The sequence below is a fragment of the Pseudomonas sp. ICMP 561 genome (genome assembly GCF_002699985.1).
Classification (GTDB): Bacteria; Pseudomonadota; Gammaproteobacteria; order Pseudomonadales; family Pseudomonadaceae; genus Aquipseudomonas; species Aquipseudomonas quasicaspiana.
In genome coordinates, this window is sequence record NZ_LKBT01000001.1 from 441,094 (window position 1) to 467,581 (window position 26,488).

18 protein-coding genes and 1 pseudogene are annotated in these 26,488 nt (G+C 55.7%); 10 read left to right on the forward strand and 9 right to left on the reverse strand.

The annotated features are described in order from the left end of the window. Nucleotides 1-232 precede the first annotated feature (232 nt). Both AO242_RS02110 and AO242_RS02115 read right to left on the reverse strand, forming a co-directional pair. Nucleotides 233-1,567, reverse strand: coding sequence for a lysine N(6)-hydroxylase/L-ornithine N(5)-oxygenase family protein (locus AO242_RS02110; RefSeq protein WP_099267460.1), 1,335 nt, complete (start codon nt 1,565-1,567; stop codon nt 233-235). Between the two features lie 290 nt (nt 1,568-1,857). Next, nucleotides 1,858-3,732 (reverse strand): MFS transporter, encoded by a 1,875-nt coding sequence (locus tag AO242_RS02115; RefSeq protein WP_099267461.1) that lies wholly within the window; start codon nt 3,730-3,732, stop codon nt 1,858-1,860. Nucleotides 3,733-4,280: 548 nt separating this feature from the next. On the opposite strand from AO242_RS02115, the gene AO242_RS02120 reads away from it, so the two are divergent. Both AO242_RS02120 and AO242_RS02125 read left to right on the forward strand, forming a co-directional pair. Further along, on the forward strand, nt 4,281-7,754 hold the full coding sequence (locus tag AO242_RS02120) for a hybrid sensor histidine kinase/response regulator (protein ID WP_099267528.1): 3,474 nt from the start codon (nt 4,281-4,283) through the stop codon (nt 7,752-7,754). Between the two features lie 435 nt (nt 7,755-8,189). Beyond that, the gene (locus tag AO242_RS02125; protein WP_027900543.1) at nt 8,190-8,735 is read left to right on the forward strand and encodes an RNA polymerase factor sigma-70; all 546 of its coding nucleotides are present in this window, start codon (nt 8,190-8,192) and stop codon (nt 8,733-8,735) included. A 202-nt stretch (nt 8,736-8,937) separates the two neighbouring features. Here AO242_RS02125 and AO242_RS02130 read toward each other — a convergent pair. Continuing rightward, a pseudogene (locus AO242_RS02130) lies at nt 8,938-9,522 on the reverse strand (GNAT family N-acetyltransferase); the annotation flags it as partial. 483 nt (nt 9,523-10,005) lie between these two features. On the opposite strand from AO242_RS02130, the gene AO242_RS02135 reads away from it, so the two are divergent. Further along, nucleotides 10,006-10,569, forward strand: coding sequence for a TetR/AcrR family transcriptional regulator (locus AO242_RS02135; protein WP_099267463.1), 564 nt, complete (start codon nt 10,006-10,008; stop codon nt 10,567-10,569). Here AO242_RS02135 and fabF read toward each other — a convergent pair whose 3' ends face one another. Both fabF and AO242_RS02145 read right to left on the reverse strand, forming a co-directional pair. Next, entirely contained in the window at nt 10,570-11,844 is a 1,275-nt protein-coding gene (gene fabF, locus AO242_RS02140) for a beta-ketoacyl-ACP synthase II (protein ID WP_099267464.1), read from the reverse strand. A gap of 258 nt (nt 11,845-12,102) precedes the next feature. Then, nucleotides 12,103-12,435, reverse strand: a complete 333-nt coding sequence (locus AO242_RS02145) for a ComEA family DNA-binding protein (protein ID WP_099267465.1) — start codon at nt 12,433-12,435, stop codon at nt 12,103-12,105. A 539-nt stretch (nt 12,436-12,974) separates the two neighbouring features. On the opposite strand from AO242_RS02145, the gene pseB reads away from it, so the two are divergent. Genes pseB through pseI form a run of 6 tightly spaced genes read left to right on the forward strand, consistent with a single transcriptional unit; the run spans nt 12,975 to nt 18,552 of the window. Next, nucleotides 12,975-13,976 carry a UDP-N-acetylglucosamine 4,6-dehydratase (inverting) gene (pseB, locus tag AO242_RS02150; RefSeq protein ID WP_099267466.1) on the forward strand — a complete coding sequence of 334 codons (1,002 nt, stop codon included), beginning with the start codon at nt 12,975-12,977 and terminating at the stop codon, nt 13,974-13,976. A 2-nt stretch (nt 13,977-13,978) separates the two neighbouring features. After that, nucleotides 13,979-15,139 carry a UDP-4-amino-4,6-dideoxy-N-acetyl-beta-L-altrosamine transaminase gene (gene pseC / locus AO242_RS02155; RefSeq protein ID WP_099267467.1) on the forward strand — a complete coding sequence of 387 codons (1,161 nt, stop codon included), beginning with the start codon at nt 13,979-13,981 and terminating at the stop codon, nt 15,137-15,139. After that, nucleotides 15,136-15,837 carry a pseudaminic acid cytidylyltransferase gene (pseF, locus tag AO242_RS02160; protein ID WP_099267468.1) on the forward strand — a complete coding sequence of 234 codons (702 nt, stop codon included), beginning with the start codon at nt 15,136-15,138 and terminating at the stop codon, nt 15,835-15,837. The genes pseC and pseF overlap by 4 nt, the downstream gene beginning before the upstream one ends. A 14-nt stretch (nt 15,838-15,851) precedes the next feature. After that, nucleotides 15,852-16,946: a UDP-2,4-diacetamido-2,4,6-trideoxy-beta-L-altropyranose hydrolase gene (gene pseG / locus AO242_RS02165; RefSeq protein WP_306475032.1), complete on the forward strand. Its 1,095-nt coding sequence runs from the start codon at nt 15,852-15,854 to the stop codon at nt 16,944-16,946. After that, nucleotides 16,943-17,500: a UDP-4-amino-4,6-dideoxy-N-acetyl-beta-L-altrosamine N-acetyltransferase gene (gene pseH, locus AO242_RS02170; RefSeq protein WP_257153362.1), complete on the forward strand. Its 558-nt coding sequence runs from the start codon at nt 16,943-16,945 to the stop codon at nt 17,498-17,500. Before pseG ends, pseH begins: the two co-directional genes overlap by 4 nt. Continuing rightward, nucleotides 17,497-18,552 carry a pseudaminic acid synthase gene (gene pseI / locus AO242_RS02175; RefSeq protein WP_099267470.1) on the forward strand — a complete coding sequence of 352 codons (1,056 nt, stop codon included), beginning with the start codon at nt 17,497-17,499 and terminating at the stop codon, nt 18,550-18,552. The genes pseH and pseI overlap by 4 nt, the downstream gene beginning before the upstream one ends. 33 nt (nt 18,553-18,585) lie before the next feature. Here pseI and AO242_RS02180 read toward each other — a convergent pair whose 3' ends face one another. From AO242_RS02180 to AO242_RS02195, 4 genes are all read right to left on the reverse strand, one after another. Next, nucleotides 18,586-20,580, reverse strand: coding sequence for a polysaccharide biosynthesis protein (locus tag AO242_RS02180; RefSeq protein ID WP_099267471.1), 1,995 nt, complete (start codon nt 20,578-20,580; stop codon nt 18,586-18,588). 244 nt (nt 20,581-20,824) lie between these two features. Then, nucleotides 20,825-22,819: a polysaccharide biosynthesis protein gene (locus AO242_RS02185; protein ID WP_099267530.1), complete on the reverse strand. Its 1,995-nt coding sequence runs from the start codon at nt 22,817-22,819 to the stop codon at nt 20,825-20,827. Nucleotides 22,820-22,909: 90 nt separating this feature from the next. Then, entirely contained in the window at nt 22,910-23,938 is a 1,029-nt protein-coding gene (locus tag AO242_RS02190; RefSeq protein ID WP_373562188.1) for an MraY family glycosyltransferase, read from the reverse strand. Between the two features lie 53 nt (nt 23,939-23,991). Continuing rightward, entirely contained in the window at nt 23,992-24,960 is a 969-nt protein-coding gene (locus AO242_RS02195; protein WP_099267473.1) for an NAD-dependent epimerase/dehydratase family protein, read from the reverse strand. Between the two features lie 398 nt (nt 24,961-25,358). On the opposite strand from AO242_RS02195, the gene AO242_RS02200 reads away from it, so the two are divergent. After that, nucleotides 25,359-26,258, forward strand: coding sequence for a glycosyltransferase family 2 protein (locus tag AO242_RS02200; protein ID WP_099267531.1), 900 nt, complete (start codon nt 25,359-25,361; stop codon nt 26,256-26,258). Nucleotides 26,259-26,488 lie beyond the last annotated feature (230 nt).

The window sequence follows — 26,488 nt, forward strand, 5'->3', positions numbered from 1 at the left end:
GCTAGTCGAATATTTTTTGATTGAAGATACGGTGTCCATGTCACCAAGCTTTCTGGCATCAACACGGACCCTGTAGGAGTGAGCTTGCTCGCGATAGCGTCAGCACAGCCGATATATTTATTGGCTGACACACCGTCATCGCGGGCAAGCGCGCTCCTACAAGTTAAAAATCCAAGTCAGGTAATTGCAGGTGCGCCCACGAGAGATCGCGTTTCAATTCAATGAGGTGTGCTTACCCCACCGCCACCAACCGCTCCAGCACAGACTGATCACGCCCTCCCCGCGCCACATTGGCGTACAGCGATTCGGCGATTTCATCGGCGCGGATTGGCAGCACTGACAACAAGGTGTCGCTCAACCCGTGACTGGACTCGCAGAAACCCTGCATGTAGATCGAGGCTTTGCAGCGGCTGTCGCTCTTGATCCGATAATCACGACTCACTTCAAAGTCCCCCAGATACTCACTCAGCGGCTCCAGCAGATGGCGGTGCAACTGACGCTCGTAGCCGGTGGCCAGGACCACTGCGTCGTAGGTCTGCACGCTGCTTTCACCATTGGCGAGATTACCCAGCACCACTTCAATACCGTTGGCGGTTGCCTTCGCGTTCTGGACCGAGGTCAGGTTGCGGAATGTATGACGTGCAATGCCCGAGACTTTCTGGCGATAGAACACACCGTAGATGCGCTCGATCAGATCGATGTCCACCACTGAGTAATTGGTGCTGTGGTATTCGCGGATCATCTCTGCGCGCTGCATGCCGTTCTGGCTGAACATGAGATCGGTGAACTCGGGTGAGAACACTTCGTTGACGAAAGGACTGTCGTCAGCAGGCTTGAGGGCCGAACCGCGCAGAATCACGTCCACCTGCACCGACGGGTAACTGTCGTTCAGGTCAATGAAGGCCTCGGCCGCACTCTGCCCGCCGCCAACAATCGCGATGCGCATCGGCTTGCCATTGGCGCAGGCTTGCTGAGCCATGGATTGCAGGTATTTGGAATGGTGAAACACTCGTGCGTCGCCCTTCATCCCGGAGAAAGCCTCAGGAATACGCGGCGTGCCACCAGGGCTGACCACCACCGAGCGAGTGGTGCGCACGTGATTCTGGCCTTGCGTATCACGGGAAATAACCCGCAACGCCTCGACCTGCTTTTTGTGCAGCACCGGCTCGATGGCGGTGACTTCTTCGCCATAGCGGCTCTGTTCGTTGAACTGTGCTGCCACCCAGCGCAGGTAGTCGTTGTACTCCATCCGGCACGGGTAAAAAGTGCCCAGGTTGATGAAGTCCACCAGGCGACCGTGCTGCTTGAGGTAGTTGACGAACGAAAACGGGCTCGTGGGATTACGCAGCGTGACCAGATCCTTGAGGAAGGAAATCTGCAGTTCGCTTTGGGTCACCAGAGTGTTGCCGTGCCAGCGGTAGTCGGCCTGTTTGTCGAGAAACAAAGCATCCAGCGCACCCTCCCGCTCGCCCCGTTCCCGCAGGGCAATTGCCAGTGCCAGATTGGATGGACCAAAACCGATACCGATCAAATCGTGAACCACGGCAGATACAAGAGCCTGTGTCATTCCAGTGTCCTCGGGAGATGTTGCCCGCTCGTCAATCAATGGCCAGCAAGGTGGCCTGTTGCAGTAGGAAACGAGGACAGAGAAACAAAATTTAACGATTGGGCCGAGAACGGGGCGACGAGGCAGAGGGACAGGAAAGCCGGCCCTGCTGTTATGTGATGCATATGCTGTAGGAGCTGCCGAAGGCTGCGAATGCATCAAGCCTGACACACCGCTATCGCAGCCTTCGGCAGCTCCTACAGGAATACGTTTCCATTCAAATAATTGCGCTATTTTTGATCAGACGCGGCTTAACGCAACTCCCCACGCAACGACGCCACCTGTCTGCGCGCCGCTGCCTGGGTCGATGCGTCACCGGTCAGCGCTGGCCCGGCGACGACGGTCACCCTCGACCACAGGCGGCGGAACAAACGTTTGCCCGGCGCACGGCTGAAAAAGCTGCCCCACAAGCCTTGCAGCGCCATCGGGATGACCGGCACAGACGTCTGTTCAAGAATGAGCTTCATGCCACTTTTAAACTCATCAATCTCACCGTCGCGAGTCAACTTGCCTTCTGGAAAGATGCATACCAGCTCGCCTTCGTTCAGGTATTGGGCAATCTTTTTGAAAGCTTGATCGTAAATCTGCAAGTCCTCACCACGCCCGGCGATAGGGATCGTCCCGGCGGTGCGGAAAATAAAGTTAAGCACCGGCAAGTTGTAGATCTTGTAGTACATGACGAAACGAATCGGCCGTCGCACTGCGCCGCCGATCAACAGGGCATCAACGAACGACACGTGATTACAAACCAGCAATGCCGCACCTTCGTCTGGAATATGGTCGAGATTCTCGTGCTTGACGCGGTACATGGAATGGCTGAGCAGCCAGATCATGAAGCGCATGGTGAACTCGGGAACAACCTTGAAGATGTACACGTTGACCGCGATGTTCATCAACGAGATGGCCAGAAACAGCTCCGGAATCGACAGCTTGGCCACGCTGAGCAGCAAGATCGACACAATCGCCGACACCACCATGAACAGCGCATTGAGAATGTTGTTGGCAGCAATGACCCGAGAGCGCTCGCGCTCCAGGGTGCGGGACTGAATCAGGGCATACAGCGGCACGATGTAGAAGCCACCAAAAATCCCGATGCCGAGAATGTCCAGCAGCACCCACCAAGCCTGACTGAAACCAAGGACGCCCAGCCAGTCATTGGCCATGACGTTCTGCGGCATTTGTCCGGAATGCCACCACAGCAACAGGCCGAACACCGTCAGGCCCATGGAGCCAAATGGCACCAGACCTATTTCTACCTTGCGCCCGGACAGGCGCTCGCAAAGCATCGAGCCGGTCGCGATACCGATGGAGAAGACGGTCAGGATCAGCGTCACCACGGTTTCGTCGCCGTACAGCCACTCCTTGGCGTAGGACGGGATTTGCGTGAGGTAAATCGCGCCGACGAACCAGAACCACGAGTTACCGACAATCGAGCGGGAGACCGCTGGCGTCTGACCCAGTCCCAGGCGCAAGGTGGCCCAGGTCTGAGTGAAAATATTCCATTCAATCTTCATCTGCGGCGAAACAGCTGCGGCCCGAGGAATGCTATGGCTGGCGATGTAGCCCAGGCTCGCCGTCAACACCATCACGCTGGCGACAAACATCTCGTAATGAGCGGTGGACATGATGATACCGGCGCAAATGGTCCCGGCCAGAATCGCCAGAAAAGTACCCATTTCCACCAGCCCGTTGCCGCCGACCAGTTCTTCTTCACGCAGGTGTTGCGGGAGGATCGAATACTTCACGGGCCCGAACAGCGCCGAGTGGGTGCCCATGGCAAACAACGCCACCAGCATCAGCCACAGGTGCCCGAACAGAAACCCCACCGATCCCACCAACATGATGCCAATCTCGGCCAGCTTGATCACACGGATCAACTTGTCCTTGGCGTACTTCTCACCAAACTGTCCGGCTAGGGCAGAGAACAGGAAGAACGGCAGGATGAACAGCAACGCACACAGGTTGACCCAGATAGAGCGATCACCGTCGATGTTCAGTTTGTAGAGAATGGCCAGAATCAGCGATTGCTTGAGGATATTGTCGTTGAAAGCCCCGAGGGACTGTGTGATGAAAAACGGCAGGAAACGACGCTTTCCAAGCAAATTGAACTGTGACTGATGGCTCATCGTCCGCGATCCTGAATGGCAACGGGCACATTGAAGACGTTACAGGACGTAATGTCGATAGGATGTTTCGCAATGTCAGGAATTTGATGCGCAAAGAGGCCCGTAGGACCGGCTTTAGCCGAGAGGACGTACGTCTGGCGAAGAAGGTTTAGCGAGTGCCCAGGTCTCCTCCCGGCTGAAGCCGGTCCTACGGGATCGCCAAAAAACCTGTGGGAATTTATTCGCGAAAGCGGTGTGCCAGACAAAGCTATTTTTCAGGTCTGGCCCCTTCGCGAATAAATTCGCTCCCACAGGTTCCACAATCCCGTAGGACCGGCTTTAGCCGGGAGGGCGTCGGTACATTCGCTAAATTTTCTTCGTCAGAAATACCGCTCTCCCGGCTAAAGCCGGTCCTACAAGATCAAGCTTGAAGACAACCATAGAATCTCCCACAGGGAATCGCGTTTCAATGAGCTGCGTCTCTATGCCGCTTCACGACTAAAGTAGCTCCTGCTCCCCCGAACCTTCATGCGAGACTAGCCAGCTTGTTCTTGAGGCTCTGAATGTCTATGTCGCTGTCCACCGGGCTGATTGCGGCCGTCGCCCTGGCTTATATGGCCGTCATGTTTGCCATCGCCTTTTACGGTGACCGGCGCAGTACGTCGCTGCCGCCCCGGCTGCGCGCGTGGGTGTATAGCCTGTCGCTGGCGGTGTATTGCACCAGCTGGACGTTCTTCGGCGCAGTCGGTCAGGCCGCCGAGCAGTTGTGGTCGTTCCTGCCTATCTACCTCGGGCCTGTGGTGCTGATGCTGCTGGCGCCGTGGGTGCTGCAAAAGATGGTGCTGATCAGCAAACAGGAAAACATCACCTCGATTGCCGACTTCATCGCTGCACGCTATGGCAAATCTCAATCCCTGGCGGTGGTGGTTGCGCTGATCTGCCTGGTGGGCGTGCTGCCCTACATCGCCCTGCAACTCAAAGGCATCGTGCTGGGGGTGAACATCCTCATTGGTGCAGTCGCGGACGCCACAGGAACCCGAGCCCAGGACACAGCACTCATCGTCTCGCTGGTCCTCGCGCTGTTCACCATTGTCTTCGGGACGCGCAATCTGGACGTCACCGAACACCATCGCGGCATGGTCATGGCGATTGCCTTCGAGGCGCTGGTCAAGCTGTTTGCCTTCATGGCGGTGGGCGCGTTCGTGACGTATGGCCTTTATGACGGCTTCGACGACCTGTTCAATCAGGCCCTGATCGCGCCACGGCTTGAGGAGTACTGGAAGGAAACCATTAACTGGCCGTCCATGGTGGTGCAAACCGGCGTGGCGATGATGGCGATTGTTTGCCTACCCCGGCAGTTTCACGTCACCGTCGTGGAAAATATTGACCCGCAGGATCTGCGCCTGGCCAAGTGGGTGTTCCCGGCCTACCTGGTACTCGCAGCGCTGTTTGTAGTGCCCATCGCCCTGGCCGGGCAAATGCTCCTGCCAGACTCGGTGCTGCCCGACTCGTTCGTGATCAGCCTGCCCCTGGCGACGACTCATCCATCACTGGCTTTGCTGGCGTTCATCGGCGGTGCCTCGGCAGCCACGGGCATGGTGATCGTGGCGAGTGTCGCGCTGTCGACGATGATCTCCAACGACATGCTGCTGCCTTGGCTACTGAGCCGAAAAACGGCGGAGCGCCCGTTTGAGGCTTTCCGCCACTGGATGCTGTCGGTGCGCCGGGTCAGCATCGTGGTCATTCTGCTGCTGGCCTATGTCTGCTATCGACTGCTGGGTTCGACCGCCAGTCTGGCAACCATTGGCCAGATCGCCTTCGCCGCTATTACGCAATTATCGCCCGCGATGTTTGGTGCACTGTGGTGGAAGCAGGCCAACCGTCGAGGTGTTTTTGCCGGATTGGGGGCCGGGATTTTCCTGTGGTTTTACACCTTGGTCCTGCCGATTTCTGCCGAAAGTCTGGGATGGCCGCTGGAAACGTTTCCACTGCTGGCCTGGCTGCACAGCAACCCCTTAGGGCTGCCGATTACGCCGCTGACCCAAGGCGTGGTGCTGTCACTGGCGGGCAACTTCATCCTGTTCGGCTGGGTGTCGGTGATCTCCAAGACCCGGGTTTCCGAGCACTGGCAGGCCGGGCGTTTCATCGGTCAGGACGCCAGTGTCAGCACCGGCAATCGGCCGCTGCTGGCCGTGCAGGTCGAGGATTTGCTGAACCTTTCCGCACGCTTCGTGGGTGAAGAACGCGCCCGACAAAGCTTCATCCGCTTCGCCTATCGTCAAGGCAAAGGCTTCAACCCGAACCAGAATGCCAACGGCGACTGGATCGCTCACACCGAGCGCCTGTTGGCCGGTGTACTGGGCGCCTCATCGACCCGCGCCGTGGTAAAAGCCGCCATCGAAGGCCGCGACATGCAGCTCGAAGACGTGGTGCGCATCGCCGATGAGGCCTCCGAGGTGCTGCAGTTCAACCGCGCCCTGCTACAAGGGGCCATCGAGAACATCACCCAGGGCATCAGCGTAGTCGATCAATCGCTGAAGCTGGTGGCGTGGAATCACCGTTATCTGGAGCTGTTCAATTATCCCGAGGGGCTGATCAGCATTGGCCGCCCGATTGCCGACATCATTCGCTACAACGCCGAACGCGGGCTGCTGGGTCCCGGCGAGGCGGAAGTTCACGTGGCCCGGCGTCTGCACTGGATGCGTCAGGGCCGTGCCCACACCTCGGAGCGGATGTTCCCCAACGGCCGGGTGATCGAACTGATCGGCAACCCGATGCCAGGCGGTGGTTTCGTGATGAGTTTCACTGACATTACCGCTTTCCGCGATGCCGAACATGCGCTCAAAGGCGCGAATGAAAGCCTTGAGCAACGGGTCGCCGAGCGTACCCACGAGCTATCACAGCTGAACCTTGCCCTGACCGAAGCCAAGGGCACAGCCGAAGCGGCGAACCAGTCGAAAACCCGCTTCCTGGCAGCCGTCAGCCATGACTTGATGCAACCACTGAATGCTGCCCGCCTGTTCTCCGCGGCGCTGTCCCATCAGGACGACGGCATGTCCGCTGAAACCCAGCAACTGGTGCAGCATCTGGACAGTTCGCTGCGCTCAGCCGAAGACCTGATCAGCGATTTGCTGGACATTTCCCGCCTGGAAAACGGCAAGATCACCCCGGACCGTCAGCCTTTTGCACTGAACACGCTGTTTGACACACTGGGCGCCGAGTTCAAGGCGCTGGCCCAGGAACAAGGCCTGGAATTCCGGGTCAGCGGCACCGCGCTGCGGGTCGACAGTGATGCCAAGTTGCTGCGACGCATCCTGCAGAACTTCCTGACCAATGCGTTCCGTTACGGCAAAGGCCCGATACTGCTCGGCGTGCGCCGTCGTGGCACCTACCTGAGTCTGGAGGTCTGGGATCGCGGGCCGGGGATTCCGGAAGACAAGCAGCGGGTGATTTTCGAAGAGTTCAAACGTCTGGACAGTCACCAGACCCGCGCTGAAAAAGGCCTGGGGCTGGGCCTGGCGATTGCTGATGGTCTGTGTCGCGTACTGGGCCACACGTTGCAAGTGCGCTCATGGCCGGGCAAAGGCAGCGTGTTCAGCGTGTGCGTGCCGCTGGCTCAGCATCAGACAGTTCCGGCCAGCGTCGTACCCGACGCAAACCGTACCGCGCTGACCGGGACGCAAGTGCTGTGCATTGATAACGAAGACAGCATTCTGATCGGCATGAACAGCCTGCTGACTCGCTGGGGCTGTCAGGTATGGACTGCCCGCAGCCGTGAGGAATGTCAGGCGCTGCTGGATGAAGGCGTACGCCCGCAACTGGCACTGGTGGATTACCACCTGGACAATGGCGAGACCGGCACCGAGCTGATGGCCTGGTTGCGAACGCGCCTGGGTAAACCGGTACCGGGCGTCGTGATCAGCGCTGACGGCCGACCCGAACTGATCGCTCAAGTGCATGCTGCCGGGCTGGATTACCTGCCCAAGCCGGTCAAGCCCGCTGCGTTGAGGGCGTTGTTGAGTCGGCATGTGATGTTGGGGTGAGATCTGCGCATAAGGCTGGACGCGTTTCACTTTAGACCGCGCGGACCTTATCGCGAGCAAGCTCTGGTCCTACAGATCCCACTCGATTTACTTTGCATCTCAGCTTGCAGGCAAACATAGAATCTCCCGCATAGGTCCAATGCTCTTTGAGGCGCATTTAATCTTGAGTTGAAATGCCGTCCCCTGTGGGAGCGAGGCTTGCCCGCGATACATAAGACGCAGCTAAAAGACAGACCGCGTTGTCGTTTATCGCGGCCAAGCCTCGCCGTTGATGGTCCGCAGAGCAAGCGGTGAGGCAAACGATTATGAGAAAGGAATACCGATATACATATTTCTCATTTGACAATCATTATCATCAAGCCTAATTTGTTGCCCGGTGTGTAGGGGGCTTCCCTACGAAAGCTGCATCTGCCCAATTGCTGCAAGGTGATTTCCATGCCGGAACAACTATCCACAAGTACGTGCGATTCACCGCTTCTCCAGGCGTTTGTCGAAAACCGCCTGATTCTGGTCAAGATTGCCGCCCGCATTACCGGCTGCCGATCACGGGCGGAAGACGTCGTACAGGACGCTTTCTTCCGACTGCAGTCCGCGCCGCAGATCACGTCGTCGATCAAGGCCCAGCTCAGTTACCTGTTTCAGATCGTGCGCAATCTGGCGATCGATCATTACCGCAAACAGGCGCTTGAGCAGAAATACTCGGGCTCCGAGGAAGAGGGACTCAATGTGGTTATCCACGGCGCGTCTCCTGAAACCTCGCACATGAACTTCACCACCCTGGAAACCATTGCCGACGCCCTGACCGAACTGCCTAGCCGGACTCGCTACGCATTCGAGATGTACCGGCTGCACGGCGTCCCGCAGAAGGACATTGCCAAGGAACTGGGTGTTTCGCCGACACTGGTGAACTTCATGATCCGCGATGCGCTGGTGCATTGCCGCAAGGTTTCCCTGCAAGAGGCTCGCGCTGTAAGGCGCTGAACACCGCCGGGCAGGTCATACCTGCCCGCCATGGTGCGCAATTGTTGGAGCGAGGCTTGCCCGCGAAGAGGCTGCCCATCCAACAAACCTTAAGTGCCTGATCGAAGGCCTTCGCGGGCAAGCCTCGCTCCAACGAGAACCGAGACAGCCCTTGTGAGCTGTGCAGACGAACAATGACTATCCCCTTCCACATCAATTCACATTAAAGCCACTCACACCGCTCAAAAAACCGCTGACGGTCCAGCGTCATCAGCGCTGCCCGCTTATGTGGGAAATCGAACTCCTTCTCCTTCTCGAACCCCTGCCCTTGCATATAGGCAATCATCTTCCCGTTGTCGGCACGCGGCTCTGACACCAGTCGCTGAGTGCGCTCATCATCGAGAAAAAGATAATGGACCAGTGCCGAGAGCCAACTGGCGACTTTATGTGGGCCCCGGTGGCTTTCTTCGCCCACCAGCATGTGAATCCCACGGTCGTATTCACCAGGACTACAGAACGGAGCGATGCGATCTTTCAGCGCCCAATAGGCTTCGAAATAAGCAAAGGGTTCGTCGTCAAAGCAGCCGATCAAAGTCAGTGTATGAGGGTCGGCAGCCTGCTTTTCCAGGTACTCTCGATGCTGCTCCAGCGATCCGCCCTCCTGCCAGAATTGCAGAACGCGGGGATTGTTTTGCCAGCGATTGAAGCGCTCAAGGTCCAGATCGACATCCAGAGCGCGCAGAGAAATCGAGGTGCCGAGACTGGCATCAAAACGTCGATAGACTTCGCCGACAGGCTTGGCCGGGCGAATCAACGGCATCGCCGTCGCGGATAATGACTGAGGCATGCTTTGGGCTCACGAATAAAGGGCTGATTCAATGAGAAGACGTGCTCGGGGCGGGGAAATTTAATGCGAGGCTCTCAGCAAGCACCTCAGCTTGAAATGTGGAGTCGTAGCAGGCAACTTTTTGGCGAGAAGGATTACGCGGTGTGTCAGTTGAATCGTCTTCGCGAACAAGTTCGCTCCTACCGTGGGCGTAGTGTCTCTGCCGTTCGGGTAGGAGGCAACTTGTTGGCGAGAAGACTACGCGGTGTGTCAGTTGAATCGTCTCGCGAACAAGTTCGCTCCTACCGGGTGGCGCGGTGTCCAAACCGTTAGGGTGCTCGGTGGAATACCACCCCCGGTCGCTCCAGAGTGCGCGACCGCTGAGGAAATTTACGCTCCGCGCGCGCCTCATCCATGTAAAAATGTCGACCAACATATCAAGGCCCAAAGTATCAGGAGGATTGCATGCGGTACGCGCACGATCACAAAGCCCAGACTCACGAACGCATTCTTCACGAAGCCTCGGCACGCTTTCGTCGCGACGGGATTGGTGCCACCGGGCTGCAGCCACTGATGAAAGCATTGGGGCTGACCCATGGCGGCTTTTACGCGCATTTCAAATCCAAGGATGACCTGGTCGAAAACGCGATGCGCTGTGCGGCGGACGAAGCCAACGAGCGTACCAGGCAAGCCTTCGAACAAGAGAATGGCCTGAGCGCTTTTATCGATATGTATTTATCCGAGGGACATCGCAATGCCCCCGAGAAAGGCTGCCCAATGCCGACCATGGCGTCGGAGCTCGGTCAGCGCGGCCAGGCTAGCCCGATCGCCGATGAGCTGATCGAGTCGCGTCTGGCGTTGCTTCAAGAAGCACTCGGCGGGCCGGATGCCGACGCACAAAGCGTGGTAATGCTGTCAGCTCTGGTCGGCGCTTTGATGCTGTCGCGCAGCACTCAGGATCCGGGTCTTTCAGCGCGAATCCTGGACACCACACGTGACTTTCTGAAACAGCAGAACACCGAGTCCTGATCAGTCCTGCCAGCGCTTGAACAACACGCTGGCATTGACGCCACCGAAGCCAAAACCGTTCGACAAGGCGTATTCGATGGCCATGGTCCGCGCTGCGCCGTGGACAATATCGAGACCGGCTGCGGCTTCATCAGGATTGTCGAAATTCAGGGTAGCCGGAGCGATCTGATCGCGAATCGCCAACGCCGTGAAAATCGCCTCGATCCCACCCGCAGCACCCAACAAATGCCCGGTCGCGGATTTGGTCGAGGTGACTGCGATGGAGTGTTGATCGCCAAACAGTGCCTTGATGGCCGCCATCTCTCCTTTGTCACCGACCGGCGTGGAAGTGGCATGAGCATTCAGATGCTGAATGTGTTCTGGCGTGATCCCCGCCTGACGAATCGCCGCCCTCATGGCCCGCTGAGCACCACTGCCGTCTTCCGGCCCAGCCGTCAGGTGATAAGCATCCGCACTGGTGCCATAGCCCACCAGTTCGACAATCGGTTTAGCGCCCCGGGCAAGGGCATGTTCCAACGATTCAATCACCAGAATCCCGGCGCCCTCGCCCATCACAAAACCGTCGCGATCCCGGTCAAAGGGTCGTGAAGCCCGCTCTGGCGTTTCATTGAAGCCACTGGACAAGGCCCGAGCTGCGGCGAAACCTCCCAGGCTGACCCGATCAATCGCCGCCTCCGCCCCACCGCAGATAGCGATGTCTGCTTCGCCACTGCGGATCATTCGCGCCGCATCGCCAATGGCTTGCACACCCGCAGCACACGCCGTTACCGGCGCGCCCAGCGGTCCTTTGAAACCATGCTGAATGGAAACATGACCCGCCGCCAGATTGACCAGAAACGAGGGAATCGTGAACGGCGACAGACGCCGCGGCCCACGGCTATCGGTGGTGCGCACCGCATCGGCAATCGCCCCGAAACCACCAATACCCGAGCCAATAATAGTCGCCGTACGCTCCTGGGCCTCTTCGCTATCGGCGACCCAGCCCGCCTGCGCAATCGCCTCTTTGGCAGCAGCGAGGGCAAACACGATGAAGCGATCCATCTTCTTCTGCTCTTTGGCGGGCACCGCGCTGTCGGCATCGAAACCGGCTTCTGGATCGTCAGCCATCAGCGGTACGCGACCACCCACCTTGCCCGGCAGATCGGCAACGACCTCTTCACCGAGCCGAACAATGCCGGAGCGCCCTTCCAGCAAACGCTGCCACACGGCTTCGACGCCAGTGCCTAGCGGCGTAACCAGCCCCATTCCCGTCACGACGATTCGTGGACCCTTCATAGTGATCTGTGCCTCGGTGTTCAAGATTTGACGCCTCTTGCGTGAGTGGTGCTCATTCTGGAATCTCCAATCGAATACCATCTTTATATTACATACGTAATTCAAATAATTGTATGTCGATCAGCATTTGATGTGTCAAGAAGGCCAAAAGGATCAGGAGGACTGACGCTTGCCAGGTTTGGCAGAAGGTGGAAATAAAAGCGGGGATGACAGGAAGGCCGGTCATGGACCGGCCTGATCAGAAGGAATTAACGAAGGTTACTCGACCGCGAGTCTGTCCCGGTTCTTGTCCAGAAGGGCTTTGCCAATGCCTTTGACTTCAATCAACTCGTCCACCGAGGTGAACTCACCGTTGGCTTCGCGATAGGCAACGATGGCTTCAGCCTTGCCTTTGCCGATGCCCGACAGTTGCTTCTGCAGGGTTTCCGCTTCGGCCGTATTGATGTTGACTCTGGGTGTCATCTGCTCCTGCATGGCAGCGGGGGCCATGGGATTATTCTTTTCCGAAGGCATAGCCGGTGCAGCGGTTACAGCAACCGAAGCACTGGTTAAAAACGCGAATAACAACGAGGAAAGAAAAGCTTTACGCATGTGGAACACTCCGTAACATCATGATTGAGTGCGACATTCCTTGAGTCGCCACTCAAACCTAGTTCAGGGTCTTGAGGTGTCAATTGAGGCAAGGGTGACCAGTTATTACGCAAGCGAGCTGATAAGGCTTTCATTACACCCACCACGATTATCGAGTAACACGAGGCGACAAACTGCCTTTTTCAAACACCACATAATCACTGGATACATGGTTTTTTGCAGGACTGGCCGGGCGGCGTTCCACTTTCGCCGGGAGGGGACCCATACATTCGTCAGGTATCGTTCGTCAGACATAAAGTCCCCCCGGCTAAAGCCGGTCCTGCAGGTCTATGCCTGCGGGATGCAATACAGGATTTTTCAAGGTTGAAACCGCAATCACGTCCGGACAAAAGTTGGCGACCGTAGACCGTGCGATATGCTCTACTTCATGGCTAGAGGCAAGGTGCTCGATCAAGGCACCTATGACGATTTGACCGCACGTACAGATGCCTTCAAACGTATGGCCGTACACCTCCAGGACTTCTCTTCAGGATAGATAGATGTTCAACGATAAGACCATTCTCATTACCGGTGGCACTGGGTCGTTCGGCAAAAAATACGTTCAGACTATTTTGAGCCGTTACACGCCCAGGAAGTTGATCATTTTCTCCCGTGATGAGCTCAAACAGTACGAAATGCAGCAGACCTTCAATGCCCCGTGCATGCGCTATTTCATTGGTGATGTGCGAGATAAAGAACGCATGGTGCAAGCGATGCGGGGTGTTGATTTCGTTATTCATGCCGCGGCACTCAAGCAGGTGCCTGCCGCAGAATACAACCCGATGGAATGCATCAAAACCAACATTCACGGTGCTGAAAACGTTATCCATGCAGCGCTGGAAAATAACGTAGAGCGGGTGATTGCGCTATCCACCGACAAGGCTGCCAACCCGATCAATCTTTACGGTGCAACCAAGCTGGCGTCCGACAAGCTTTTTGTCGCCGCCAACAACATGTCCGGGGGGCATCGCTGCCAGTTCTCGGTAGTTCGCTACGGTAACGTGGTCGGGTCGCGCGGTTCGGTTGTACCGTTCTTTGAAAAACTTATCGCTTCCGGTGCTGACTCCTTGCCGATTACCGATGCACGCATGACACGCTTCTGGATCACGTTGCAACAGGGCGTGGATTTTGTGTTGAAGAACTTCGAACGCATGTATGGCGGTGAGATTTTCGTCCCCAAGATTCCGTCGGTGCGCATTACTGACCTCGCTGAAGCCATGGCGCCGGGCATGCCACAAAAGGTTATCGGGATCCGTCCCGGCGAGAAGCTGCACGAGATTATGTGCCCTTCCGATGACTCGCACCTGACCCTTGAGTTTGACGATCACTACGTGCTGCGCCCGACCATCACATTCTACAGTCGCACCAACGATTTCACGGTAAACCAGTTGGGTGAAACCGGTGTGCCTGTGCAGCAGGGGTTCGAATACAACTCCGGGACAAATCCGCATTTTCTCGATGTTGCTCAGGTTGCCGAGTTCAATAAGTCCGCTGAGGCCTGAATATGATCCCCTATGGCCGTCAGGATATTACCCAGGCCGATATCGACGCCGTGGTTGGCGTGTTGCAGTCCGACTTTCTGACCCAGGGGCCAATGGTCCCGAAGTTTGAGGTCATGATTGCCGACTATTGCGGTGCGAAACACGCGCTTGCAGTCAACAGTGCGACGTCCGCGTTGCACATCGCCTGCCTTGCACTGGGGCTTGGGCCCGGCGATCTGTTGTGGACGACACCGGTGACCTTCGTGGCTTCTGCCAACTGCGGATTGTATTGCGGCGCGCGGGTGGATTTTGTTGATATAGACCCGCGTACTTACAACCTTGATGTCGTAGCGCTCGAGCATAAATTGCTGGAGGCTCAACGGAATGGCCAGCTACCGAAGGTGTTGGTAGCAGTGCATCTCTGCGGCCAGCCCTGTGACATGGAACGTATCCACGCACTGTCTCAGCAATTCGGATTTCGGGTCATCGAAGATGCATCCCATGCCATTGGCGGCAAGTATCAAGGCCTGCCTATTGGTAACTGCCAATACAGCGCTATCACGGTTTTCAGCTTTCACCCGGTGAAGATCATTACTACCGCAGAAGGCGGAATGGTCACCACCAATGATGCGCAACTGGCGCAGAAAATGGGGCTGCTGCGCAGTCACGGCATTACCCGCGATCCAGAGCAAATGACCCACGATGCCGACGGTCCGTGGTACTACCAGCAGATCGATCTCGGCTTCAATTACCGAATGACCGAGTTGCAAGCTGCGCTGGGCGTAAGCCAGATGGACCGACTTGATGACTACGTTGCACGGCGGCATGAGCTGGCAGCACGTTATCGGGAGTTGCTGGCTCACTTGCCCGTCACGCTCCCTTGGCAGCACCCGGAAGGCTATTCAGGCCTGCACTTGTTTGTCATCCGCTTGCAGCTCGACAAACTGGCCGTTACGCATCGTCAAGTATTCGAATCTCTGCGTGCTCAGGGTATCGGCGTAAACCTGCATTACATCCCCGTACACACGCAGCCGTACTTCGCAGAAATGGGCTTCGCGCCCGACGCCTTTCCAGAAAGCCAGAAATACTATCGCGAAGCCATCAGTATTCCGATGTTCCAGACCATGACCTTCGATCAGCATGATGAAGTTGTTGCAGCCCTGAACAAGGCGCTCATCCCATGAAACTGGCGGTGATCCCGGCTCGCGGTGGCAGCAAGCGTATTGCCCGTAAAAACATCAAAATGTTCTGCGGCAAACCAATCATCGCCTGGTCGATTGAGGCAGCACTTCAGAGTGGATGCTTTGATCGCGTAGTAGTCTCCACCGATGATGCCGAGATAGCGGAAGTTGCCCGGAACTATGGGGCGACCACGCCATTCATGCGCCCGGCTGAATTGTCGGGCGATTACACCGGCACTATCCCGGTGGTGGCCCACGCCGTGCAGTGGCATCTGGACAGCGGCATTGCCGCGACGCATGTGTGCTGCGTCTATGCGACGGCGCCCTTCGTCAGGGCTGAGGATCTGCGGGCAGGCCTGGAAGTGCTGGAAGAGAGCGGCAGTGATTATGCATTTTCAGTGACCAGCTACCCCTTCCCGATTCAGCGCGCCATACGCCTTGATGAAGCCGATCGCGTCAGCATGTTCAGCCCGGAACATTTCAATACGCGATCCCAAGAGCTGGAAGAAGCTTTTCACGACGCAGGCCAATTCTATTGGGGCAAGGCGAGTGCCTGGCTGCAGGGCAAAATCATGTTCAGTCAGGATTCTGCAGCTGTGAAGCTGGCCCGCCACCGCGTTCAGGACATCGATACCCTTGAAGACTGGTTGCGCGCGGAATGGATGTTCAAGGCGATGAATGCTGTGGATGGGGCAAAGTGAAGCCGATGAGGGTCATGTTCAGGGTCGACGCCTCCCTTGAAATGGGCAGCGGCCATGTGATGCGCTGCCTGACATTGGCTAACGCCCTCAAGGAAAGAGGCGCCATTTGTGAGTTTCTATGCCGAGAGCATCCTGGAAACCTGATTGGGCTTATTCGAGATCAAGGGTTTCCTGTCTTTAACCTGGGAGCGCCTTGCTCTGATGTATCGGCCGGCGCCCAGTATCTGCAATGGTTGGGGGCCACTCAGGAGAGTGATGCATCGGCGTGCAAGAGCGCTCTTGGGGATAACCCATATGACTGGTTAATCGTTGATCACTACGGCATCGACTATCGCTGGCAGTCGCTGCTTGAATCTCATTACTCAAGGTTGGCCGTCATCGATGATTTGGCGAACCGCACCCATCGTTGCGATGTTTTGCTGGACCAGACCTACGGACGTCCCGAGTCTGACTATCAGGCACTGGTGCCCGAAGAATGCAAAATACTGACCGGCAGTGAATACGCCCTGCTTCGCCCGGACTTTTCAAGGCTGAGAGAAATGTCACTCGAGCGGCGCAAAAAAAGCGGCCTGAAACGTATCCTGATCAGTCTCGGTGGAGTCGACAGCAACAATGTCACGGAGCGGGTTCTGGATGGCTTGTGCGAAAGCCCGCTCCCCAAGGATTCTGAAATCGTTGTCGTGATGGGGACGACTGCGCCGTGGCTGGATGCTGTTCGCCAACGGGCAGCGCGCATGCCCTGGAGCACCAGTGTCCTTGAGAACGTTTCGGATATGGCCAGTCAGATGTGCGCTGCCGATCTGGCAATAGGCGCTGCTGGATCTACGTCCTGGGAACGATGCTGTCTTGGCCTGCCTACGCTGATGCTGATATTGGCCGATAACCAACGATATGCCGCCTCGTTGCTGTCATCTGCGGGCGCAGCTCACCTGCTTTCGTCCGAGGAGCAACTTGGCGATCAATTATCGCAGTGCATCGAACGTGCGCTTAGTGATCCTGGCTTTCTGAATAACATGACCACCGCAGCTTCGGGCATTACTGACGGTGCAGGTGCAAGCAAGGTCAGCAGTATTCTGGAGCGACTGACGGGTGTGGAGATAGCGCAGTGAGCAGCCTGGGGATGTTGAGAGCGATTCGTCAGGATGAACTCGAACGCGTACTGACGTGGCGTAACGCTGAAAGCGTTCGGCGTAACATGTATTCACGACACCTGATTTCTACCGCTGAACACCTGAAGTGGTGGAACTCTCTTGAGGGTCAATCGGATCGACGTTATTTCATGTATGAGTGCTCGGACGTTCCATTGGGTGTGGTGGGGTTTAGTGATCTTGGAAGGGTTGATGCCGTTGGCACATGGGCGTTTTATGCCGATCCAGAAGCGCCGAAAGGAACGGGCAGCAAAATGGAATTCATGGCATTGGATATGGCGTTTGGCGAGCTCGCCCTGAACAAGCTCCGATGCGAAGTCCTGGAATTCAATACTGCCGTGCTCAAGCTGCATCAGAAATTTGGATTCAGGATTGAAGATGTCCCGCCTAAGCAGCATCTGTACGAGGGTGAGCAAGTGGGCATCGTGCAGTTCGGTTTGTCGTCAGCGGAGTGGCAGGAAAAGCGTCCGGTTATTCTGGAGAAGTTGGTCAAGGTGTTTGGGGAGAAGTCATGAGTCCATCGATATCCATAGCAGGCCGTACCATTGGTGTGGAGTCTTCTCCCTATATCATTGCCGAGCTTTCCGCCAATCATAATGGCAAGCTGGAAACCGCTCTCAAAATCATCGAAGCAGCGAAGCTGGCGGGTGCTGATGCCGTCAAGTTACAGACCTATACGGCAGATACCATTACCCTCAATAGCGATGCTGATGAGTTTAAAATTCACGGTGGGTTGTGGGACGGTGAGACGCTTCATGGGCTGTATCTTCGAGCACAGATGCCATGGGAGTGGCACGCGCCGCTGTTTAAGCATGCCCGCCAAGTGGGCATTACGCTATTCAGCTCGCCATTCGATTCAACGGCTGTCGACTTGCTTGAAGATCTCGGCGCGCCCGCTTACAAGATCGCTTCATTTGAAGCTGTAGACCTGCCGCTGATCAAATACGTCGCCAGCACCGGCAAACCCATGATCATCTCCACCGGGATGGCCGATGAGCAAGAGATCGCCGAAGCCATTGAAGCAGCGCGTGTTGGCGGCTGTAAAGAACTCGCCATTCTGCACTGTGTCAGTGGTTATCCTGCGCCTGCGGAAGACTACAACCTGCGTACCCTCCCCGACATGATGAAGCGCTTCGGGTTGGTGACCGGCCTCTCGGACCATACCCTCGATAACACCACTGCCATTACCAGTGTTGCCTTGGGCGCATCCATCATCGAAAAGCACTTCACCCTCGACCGCAGTGGCGGTGGTCCAGACGATAGCTTCTCCCTGGAACCTGATGAGCTGATGGCGTTGTGTCGAGACAGCAAGACGGCCTGGGCTGCGTTAGGTCGTGTGGACTATGGTCGTAAAGCCAGCGAGCAAGGCAACGTCAAGTTTCGTCGTTCGCTGTATTTCGTGAAGAATCTCAAGGCTGGTGAGATTATCAGTGCGGATGCTGTGCGTAGCGTAAGGCCTGGCTTTGGGATGGCACCGAAGTATCTGGATCAGGTCATTGGCTCTGTCGCTGGAGTGGACATTGCCATGAATACCCCGGTGCGTGCCGAGCATGTGAAGTTCAAGTAGTCATCGTCTTTGGAGGCCCACCGGTCTGCCCTTTCAAGGATTCCGGTGTCGCTGCTGATAACTCCAATCCACGATGTCGCCGTCAGGGGCATACCCGTTCACGGTCTCCATGAGTATTTTCCTGACCCGCGCATAGTCATCTTCCGCAACAGCAATGAGCAATTGGTCCAGATAATCCTTCATCTTCTCCCATGAAAGATAATCTTCATTGGCACTCATGATCATCGGATGCTGCGTGGAGACAACGTTATCGCCAATCAATAACTCTTCGTAAAGTTTCTCTCCGGGGCGCAACCCGGTGAACTCGATAGGAATATCGCCCTGCGGATTCTTCTCGGATCGAATGCTAAGCCCGGACAGGTGCACCATCTTTTCCGCCAGGTCGACAATTTTGACCGGCTCGCCCATGTCCAGCACAAATACATCACCGCCCATGCCCATCGAGCCGGCCTGGATGACCAGCTGCGCGGCTTCAGGAATAGTCATGAAGTACCGGGTAATTTTGGGGTGAGTGACGGTAAGCGGTCCGCCGGACTTAATCTGTTTGTGGAATAACGGGATAACAGATCCGGACGAGCCCAGCACATTGCCAAACCGGACCATGATGAAACGGGTTTTGTTGACCTGATGAATATTCGAGGTATCACCAAACATGACCGGTGATAGCTCTCGACTTAACGCTTGAAGGGTCATTTCGGCAAGTCGCTTTGTTCCTCCCATGACGTTGGTAGGACGCACAGCCTTGTCAGTCGAAATCAGCACGAAGTTGGCAACCCCGGCTTGAAGGGACGCTTGAGCCGTATTAACCGTGCCCAGCACATTGTTGATCACACCTTCGGCGATATTGTGTTCAACCATAGGCACATGTTTATACGCAGCCGCATGATAAACCGTGGTCACGTTCCAGGTTTTCAGGGTGTCGTATAGCTTGGACTGGCTGCGCACTGAACCAAGAATCGGCAGCAGCTTTACCGGCAAGGTCCTGCTTTGAACAAAGGCCTCCAACTCGGAAAAAATGGTGTAGAGATTAAACTCGCTATGATCGAACAGGATAAGAGTAGTGGGCTCCAATAATACGATCTGGCGGCACAGTTCCGATCCAATCGATCCTCCGGCCCCAGTGACCAGAACCGTCTGCCGCTTGATGCAGCGCTCAAGCAGGTGATCCTGAGCAGGCACGGGGTCACGCCCCAGAAGGTCAGCGATGTCCACTTCCTGAAGATCGTCGACTTTTACTCGCCCCGCCGCCAGATCCATGAACCCTGGAACGCTTCGGACGTGGAGAGGGAAGCCTTCGAGAAATCCTAAAATCTCACGCCGACGCCCACGTGTCGAAGAGGGAATGGCCAGCAGGATTTCCTGAGCCCCGGTCATTTCCATCATTCGCTGAATATGCTGAGGCTTGTAAACCTGTAGCCCGGAAATGATCCGGTTAGTGATGGAACTGTCATCATCGATAAACGCAACAGGGCGCATGAGGCGTCCCATTCGTAATGCCGCCACTAATTGATTGCCCGCTGAGCCCGCACCGTAGATAGCAACTTTGAGGATGCCATCCTCCCGATTGCTAAAGGGTACATGCTGCGACGCTGCAAACCAGTCGCCAAGGAAGTACTGACGCATGGCAAGACGCAAGCCGCCGATCATGACCAGGCTCAACCACCAGTAGTTGAACATGATGGACCGTGGTACCAACGGCTTGTGATTGCTGTAGACATAAACCAGGCAGCCTAGAATCAATGCAGAAAGGCTGACCGCTTTGATGATAGCGATGAGGGCATCGTTACCGAAGTAGCGCATGACGGCCCGGTAAAGGCCCATTCGAATGAAAAGCGGGATGGCGACAATGGGGGCGCTGATAAACAACCAGGTGTGTGAGTGCAGAGGGTTAATCAAATCGTCGGCGCCAAGCCGCACGAAAAATGCCATCCACAACGCAGCCCACACCAGGACAATATCAGTGGCTACCTGAATGATTCGTTTTTGACGGCGAGGCAGCGCTAACAGGAATGCTCTAAGTTTTTCCATGGTCCCCTTCAGTCCCCTTGATCAGCATCCTGGGTCATCTACGCAACCTGCAGAACATCAGGCGAGGATGAAGTCGTTACGAGTTATCTCAAAAACTATAGAACAACGCTATCAATTATAGAGCCGCGTCGTTAAATTTCATGTTGAGGGCAGACTGTTTGTTACAGCGGTTCGACAAGCGATCTAAACGTAGCCTAATGCCATGTATATCCATGATCTCATATATTCCCCCGCGCGCTCGCCCTTACTGGGGGTCAGCACGCGTCTCAAGGTAATTCCAGTCAACAATGTCACCCTCTGGGGCGTAACCAGCAACCAGGTCGCCTAATACACGCCTCACATCCGGATAGTCGTCTCTTGAAACCGCATCGAGAAGTAACTCCAGTTGCTCCTTGAGCTGGCTCCAGGGCAGGAAATCTTCCTGAGCACTCATGATCATCGGGTGGCGTGTCGAGACGACGTTATCGCCGATCAACAACTCTTCATAGAGCTTCTCACCCGGCCGCAATCCAGTGAACTCGATAGCGATGTCACCGTGAGGGTTGCGCTCGGATCGAATACTGAGCCCGGAAAGATTGATCATTCGCTCGGCGAGTTCAATGATCTTGACCGGGGCGCCCATGTCCAGCACGAAGACTTCCCCGCCCCGGCCCATGGAGCCTGCCTGTATCACCAACTGAGCGGCTTCAGGAATAGTCATGAAATAACGGGTGATGGCCGGGTGCGTCACGGTCAGCGGACCACCGCTCTTGATCTGTTGGTGAAACAGTGGAATGACCGAACCTGATGAGCCAAGCACATTACCGAAGCGCACCATCGTGAATCGTGTCTTGTTGACTTGAGAAACATTGCTGCTGCCACGAAACAGTACCGGCGCAACTTCACGACTAAGGGCCTGGAGAACCATTTCTGCAAGCCGCTTGGTACTGCCCATTACATTGGTCGGACGCACAGCCTTGTCGGTAGAGATCAAAACAAAGTTGGTGACACCGGCCTGCAACGCAGCCTGTGCCGTATGCAAAGTGCCCATGACATTGTTAAGCACGCCTTCGGCAATGTTGTGTTCAACCATCGGGACATGCTTATAAGCCGCGGCGTGGTAAACCGTGTCCACGCCCCAGGTATTCATCACATCGACCATTTTGCCGAAGTAACGAACCGAGCCGAGAATAGGCAATACTTCAACGTCCAGCAAACTCCTCCTAACCTGCTTGTCCAACTCACCAACAATGCTGTAAAGGTTGAACTCGCTGTGATCAAGCAACAGAAGTTTGGTGGGCTTGAGCAACAGGATCTGGCGACAGAGCTCAGAGCCAATTGAGCCCCCTGCTCCCGTGACCATTACGACTTTGCCGGTGATACAGTGCTCCAGCAGATCATCCTGCGCAGGCACAGCATCGCGACCGAGCAAGTCAGCGATATCGACCTCCTGGATGTCATCGACCTTTACCCTGCCGCTGGCCAGATCCGCGAGGGCTGGAACACTGCGTACGTGCAGCGCATAGCCTTCCAGATATTCGAGAATCTCTCGACGCCGAACTCGTGTGGTTGATGGCAAGGCCAGGAGTACTTCTTCAGCGCCTGTCGCGTCGATCATTTGCTGAATGTGCCGGGGTTTATAAACCTGCAATCCGGCAATCGTACGCTTGGTGATGGTTTCATCGTCGTCGATGAACGCCACGGGCCGCATGGAGCGCCCCATACGCAACGCAGCGACCAACTGGTTGCCAGCTGAACCCGCGCCATAGATCGCAACTTTGGGCAGACCATCATTGCGTGAAGCAAAAGGCACATGCTGCACTGCCATGAACCAGTCGCCCATGAAGTACTGACGCATGAACAGCCGTAAACCACCGACCATGACCAGGCTCAACCACCAGTAGTTGAACACGATGGAGCGCGGGACGATTATCTTCTGATCGCTGTACCAGTACACAAAGAAACCTACCAGCAACGCAGACAGGCTTACCGCTTTGCAAATAGTGATCAGCGCATCGTTGCCGAAAAAGCGCATCACCGCTCTGTACATGCCAAAGCGGATGAAGATGGGAATGGTCAGTAAGGGCGTCGCAATAAAAAGCCAAAAATGGGCGGTGAGGGCCGTATAAGCAACGTCAAACCCGAGTCGCACAAAAAACGCGAGAGCCAGGGCAGCCCAGACAATAACGACGTCAGCACCGACCTGCAGCATTCGTTTATTTTGGCGCGAAAGACCGAGCATTCGCGAGCGCAACGACATTTTCATCCCTCAACCACACTAATCCATACGCTATTGTACGGACTGTCGTTGGACCGCGCTTAGTTGAAAACGACCTTTGTAGCTTTTTTATTACAGACGGTTGGCATCATTGGACTCAAGCCCGCCCGCCCCTAGCACTAAAGCCAGTGCCAACAACGGTACATATGCAATGACCAGCAGGGTTGCGCCATCAAATCCCCAGATGCCTGTCGCCATGGCCAGCGGCAGCAGCCAGAACACGTTGATAGCCATCACCCCCAAGGTAACCGGCAAATGCCGACCAAAACGACGTGACGCAAACTGGTAGGCATGGGAGCGATGCGCCTCGTACACCTTGTCACCGCGTACCAGTCGGCGAATGAGTGTTGCAGTTGCATCGACGATAAATACGCCCAGCAAAATCAGCCAGCTCCATAACAAGGACGGCTCAGCCCATGCAGCTTGCAGCGAAAGAAGCCCGACGATGACGCCGAGAAAGCCGCTACCGGCATCGCCCATGAAAATTCGAGCGGGTGGGAAATTCCAGAACAGAAAGCCTGCTACGGCAGCAGCCAGGAACAGTGGTAAAACGATCAACGACCCATGGCCTGAAAGCACATAGATCAGACAGGCACCCAGGCACACGCAAATCGCCTCTACACTGGCGATGCCATCGATGCCATCCATGAAGTTGTAAAGGTTGAGCATCCAGACCAGATAGAACAGCGTCAGGACATGCCCTATCCAACCGAGGTCGAACGTCGCACCAAACAGACTGAACGGCGGCAGGCCGCCTAACCAGTAAAGCCCCCAGATCGCGGCACTGAAATGCCCAAGCAACCGCCAGCGCGCCGCAATGTGGCCGTGGTCATCGAGGAAACCCAGAATCGCAACGACCAGGCCTGCACCGCCCAGGGCAAGCGTCGCATGCCAGGCCCCGGGGCTTTCAACCTGCATAACCAGCAGCGCCAATAAAAAGCTCAGGACAATAGCGACACCCCCGCCCCGAGGCGTGGGCAAACTATGGGAGCTTCGCGCGTTGGGAATGTCCATGAGGCTACGTGCCAATGCGTAACGCCGTAATACCCAGGTGAGCCCCGCCGTTAACAAAACGATCGCAGGCACCCACCAGAAACTCAAATCCATCAAGCGGCTACATCCTTCGAAAAACGGCCATTCTATACGGTTCGCACTCAGGAGCGGGATTGCAACCATTGTCTGGCACTGTCGCGCAATGCATCGGCCGCACTAATCTCAGGCTGCCACCCCAACAAGTGACGTGCCTTACTGGCGTCTACCTGCAACGAACCGCACAGTTGCTGGCCCAGCCCTTTTCGGCCAAGCAAAGCCAGACCCCTGCGCAATGCCGAGACCGGAACAGGAAGAAGCGTTGCGCGATGCCCCATGCCCTGCGCCAGAAACTCAACCAATTGAGTCGTCGAAACATCCTGCCCATCGGCGATCACAAAGGACTCATTGGCAGCCGCTGGATGCGTAAGGCAAAGCTCAAGAAACCCCACCAGATTTTGCAGGGCTATCATGCTTCGGGCATTACAAACGCGGCCCAGGGGCAGCGGAAACCGCTTGCCAACAAGTCCTAGCAGGCGGGCGAAGTTGCCGGGCGCATGACCCGCGTAGACCAGCGGTGGACGAACGATCACCAATTCCATGGGTTGACCTGCCACCAGATCCCGCAATGCCAGCTCGGCTTCAAGCTTCGACTGGGCATAAGCCTGCTGCGGATGGGGAGTGGAAAGCTCAGTGAAAGGTTGACCGAGTGGGGTTTCAGGACCGTTGACACCAATGGAACTGATAAATACAAATCGTCGAACCCCTGCTTCCATTGCCTGGCGGGCCAAGGCCAGCGTGCCTTCGACGTTGACCTTGCGAAATTGCTCAAGCGGATTCGCTTCTTCTTCTAGCAGGACGTGCGCTCTGCCTGCGGTGTGAATCACCACATCACAATGGGTTAGCGCGTCGGACCAGTTGGTGTTGCGATCGATACTGGCGACTTGTATCCAGTCTTCAGAGACGTCTTCTGGACGACGTGATGTGCCACGCACCGCCGCGCCTCGGTTAGACAGGGAGTCGAACAGAGCTCGGCCAATGAAACCGGTGGCACCGGTGATTAGGTATTTAGGGGTCGCTAACTGAGGGTACATAGCAGGTCAATACCGGTCTTGAAATAATTAAGCGCACGTGTTGCGTAGCCACGGTTGTAGCCAGCTAGACAGGATCACACCATGATTCGCTTGAGAAGACGCTAATTGTAGGCAGCTTAATCAATGACAACACCGCAATGCACACACATATGCCCGCTGAGAACCTTCAGAGATGGCAGGTCGTCAAAAATCGCCGCTCAATTGCTGCTCCATACACCAAATACATTGCCATGTGACTCAGATCACTGACAATGCGTAAAATGTAGGATTATCAAAACAAGGCTTCCCCAAGAATGCGTATCACTGGAACGGGCATTGCAGATAGCGAAAGTGAGGTTTCGCACCTAGATACCCTTACTGCAGAGAATAATGCAAGCGACCCATCTGTAGCGATCCTGATGTGTACCTATAACGGCGCACGGTACCTTCGGGAACAGCTCAATTCGTTCTCTGAGCAGACCTGCACCCGCTGGACGGTATTTGTTTCTGATGATGCGTCTACCGACGAGACGCTAGATATACTCGCCGAGTTTCAACAAAAGTGGGGGGAAGACCGGCTGGTTCTATTCAAAGGACCCTGTGAAGGCTTCGCGCGAAACTTTATTTCGCTTGTTCAAAAACCTGAGATCAACGCTGACTTTTTTGCTTTCAGCGATCAAGACGATATCTGGTTTGCAGAAAAGCTCGCACGGAGCCTTGACTGTCTGAAACACGTGCCCAAAAACAAGCCTGCGCTATATTGCTCCCGGACCCGCCTGATCGACGCAGATAAAAAAATAATTGGCCTTTCTCCACTTTTTTCAAAACCACCTGCTTTTAAAAACGCACTGGTTCAGAGCCTTGCGGGTGCAAATACAATGCTCATCAACCATTCAGCTCGGGATCTTTTACTACAGTTGCCAGAGCATTCATCACCGGTATCCCATGACTGGCTAACCTATCTAATTGTTAGCGGTTGCGATGGAGAGGTCGTTTATGATGCCAAGCCCACTCTCGATTATCGCCAGCACGGAGGTAACTTGATTGGTGCAAAAACAACAAGCCTGGATAAATTAAAACGCGTGCGCGGGATGTTTTCGGGGCGCTTTGCGCAATGGAACGACAGGAATCTCGACATATTAAACAAGATGAAATCACTCCTCTCAGAGGAAAATCAAAAAGTTCTGACACGCTTTGAGGGCGCCCGGAATGAAAAATTCTTCAAACGCCTGATCGCATTTAGCAGCACTGGTGTTTATAGGCAAACTTCACGCGAAAACTTGATCCTGCTAGTAGCAATCCTTCTTGGAAGGATCTGAAAGTGACTCGTGAAAGCAGGGTCAGCGGGCACAGCCTGCAAGGTGAGCATCCAGGCGAGGAAGGCTTTTGCCAGCTTGCTGAACTCGTACGATTGCGCCATTGCAATCAGGGAGCGGGCGGTGGCGACAGCTCAAAATCTCGCCACCCAAGAACCATCATCCCTCCACCACAGCGGTCTGTCAGGTGGCTTTTTGGGAATGCAACGTTAAGAATCCGGCTATCAAACATC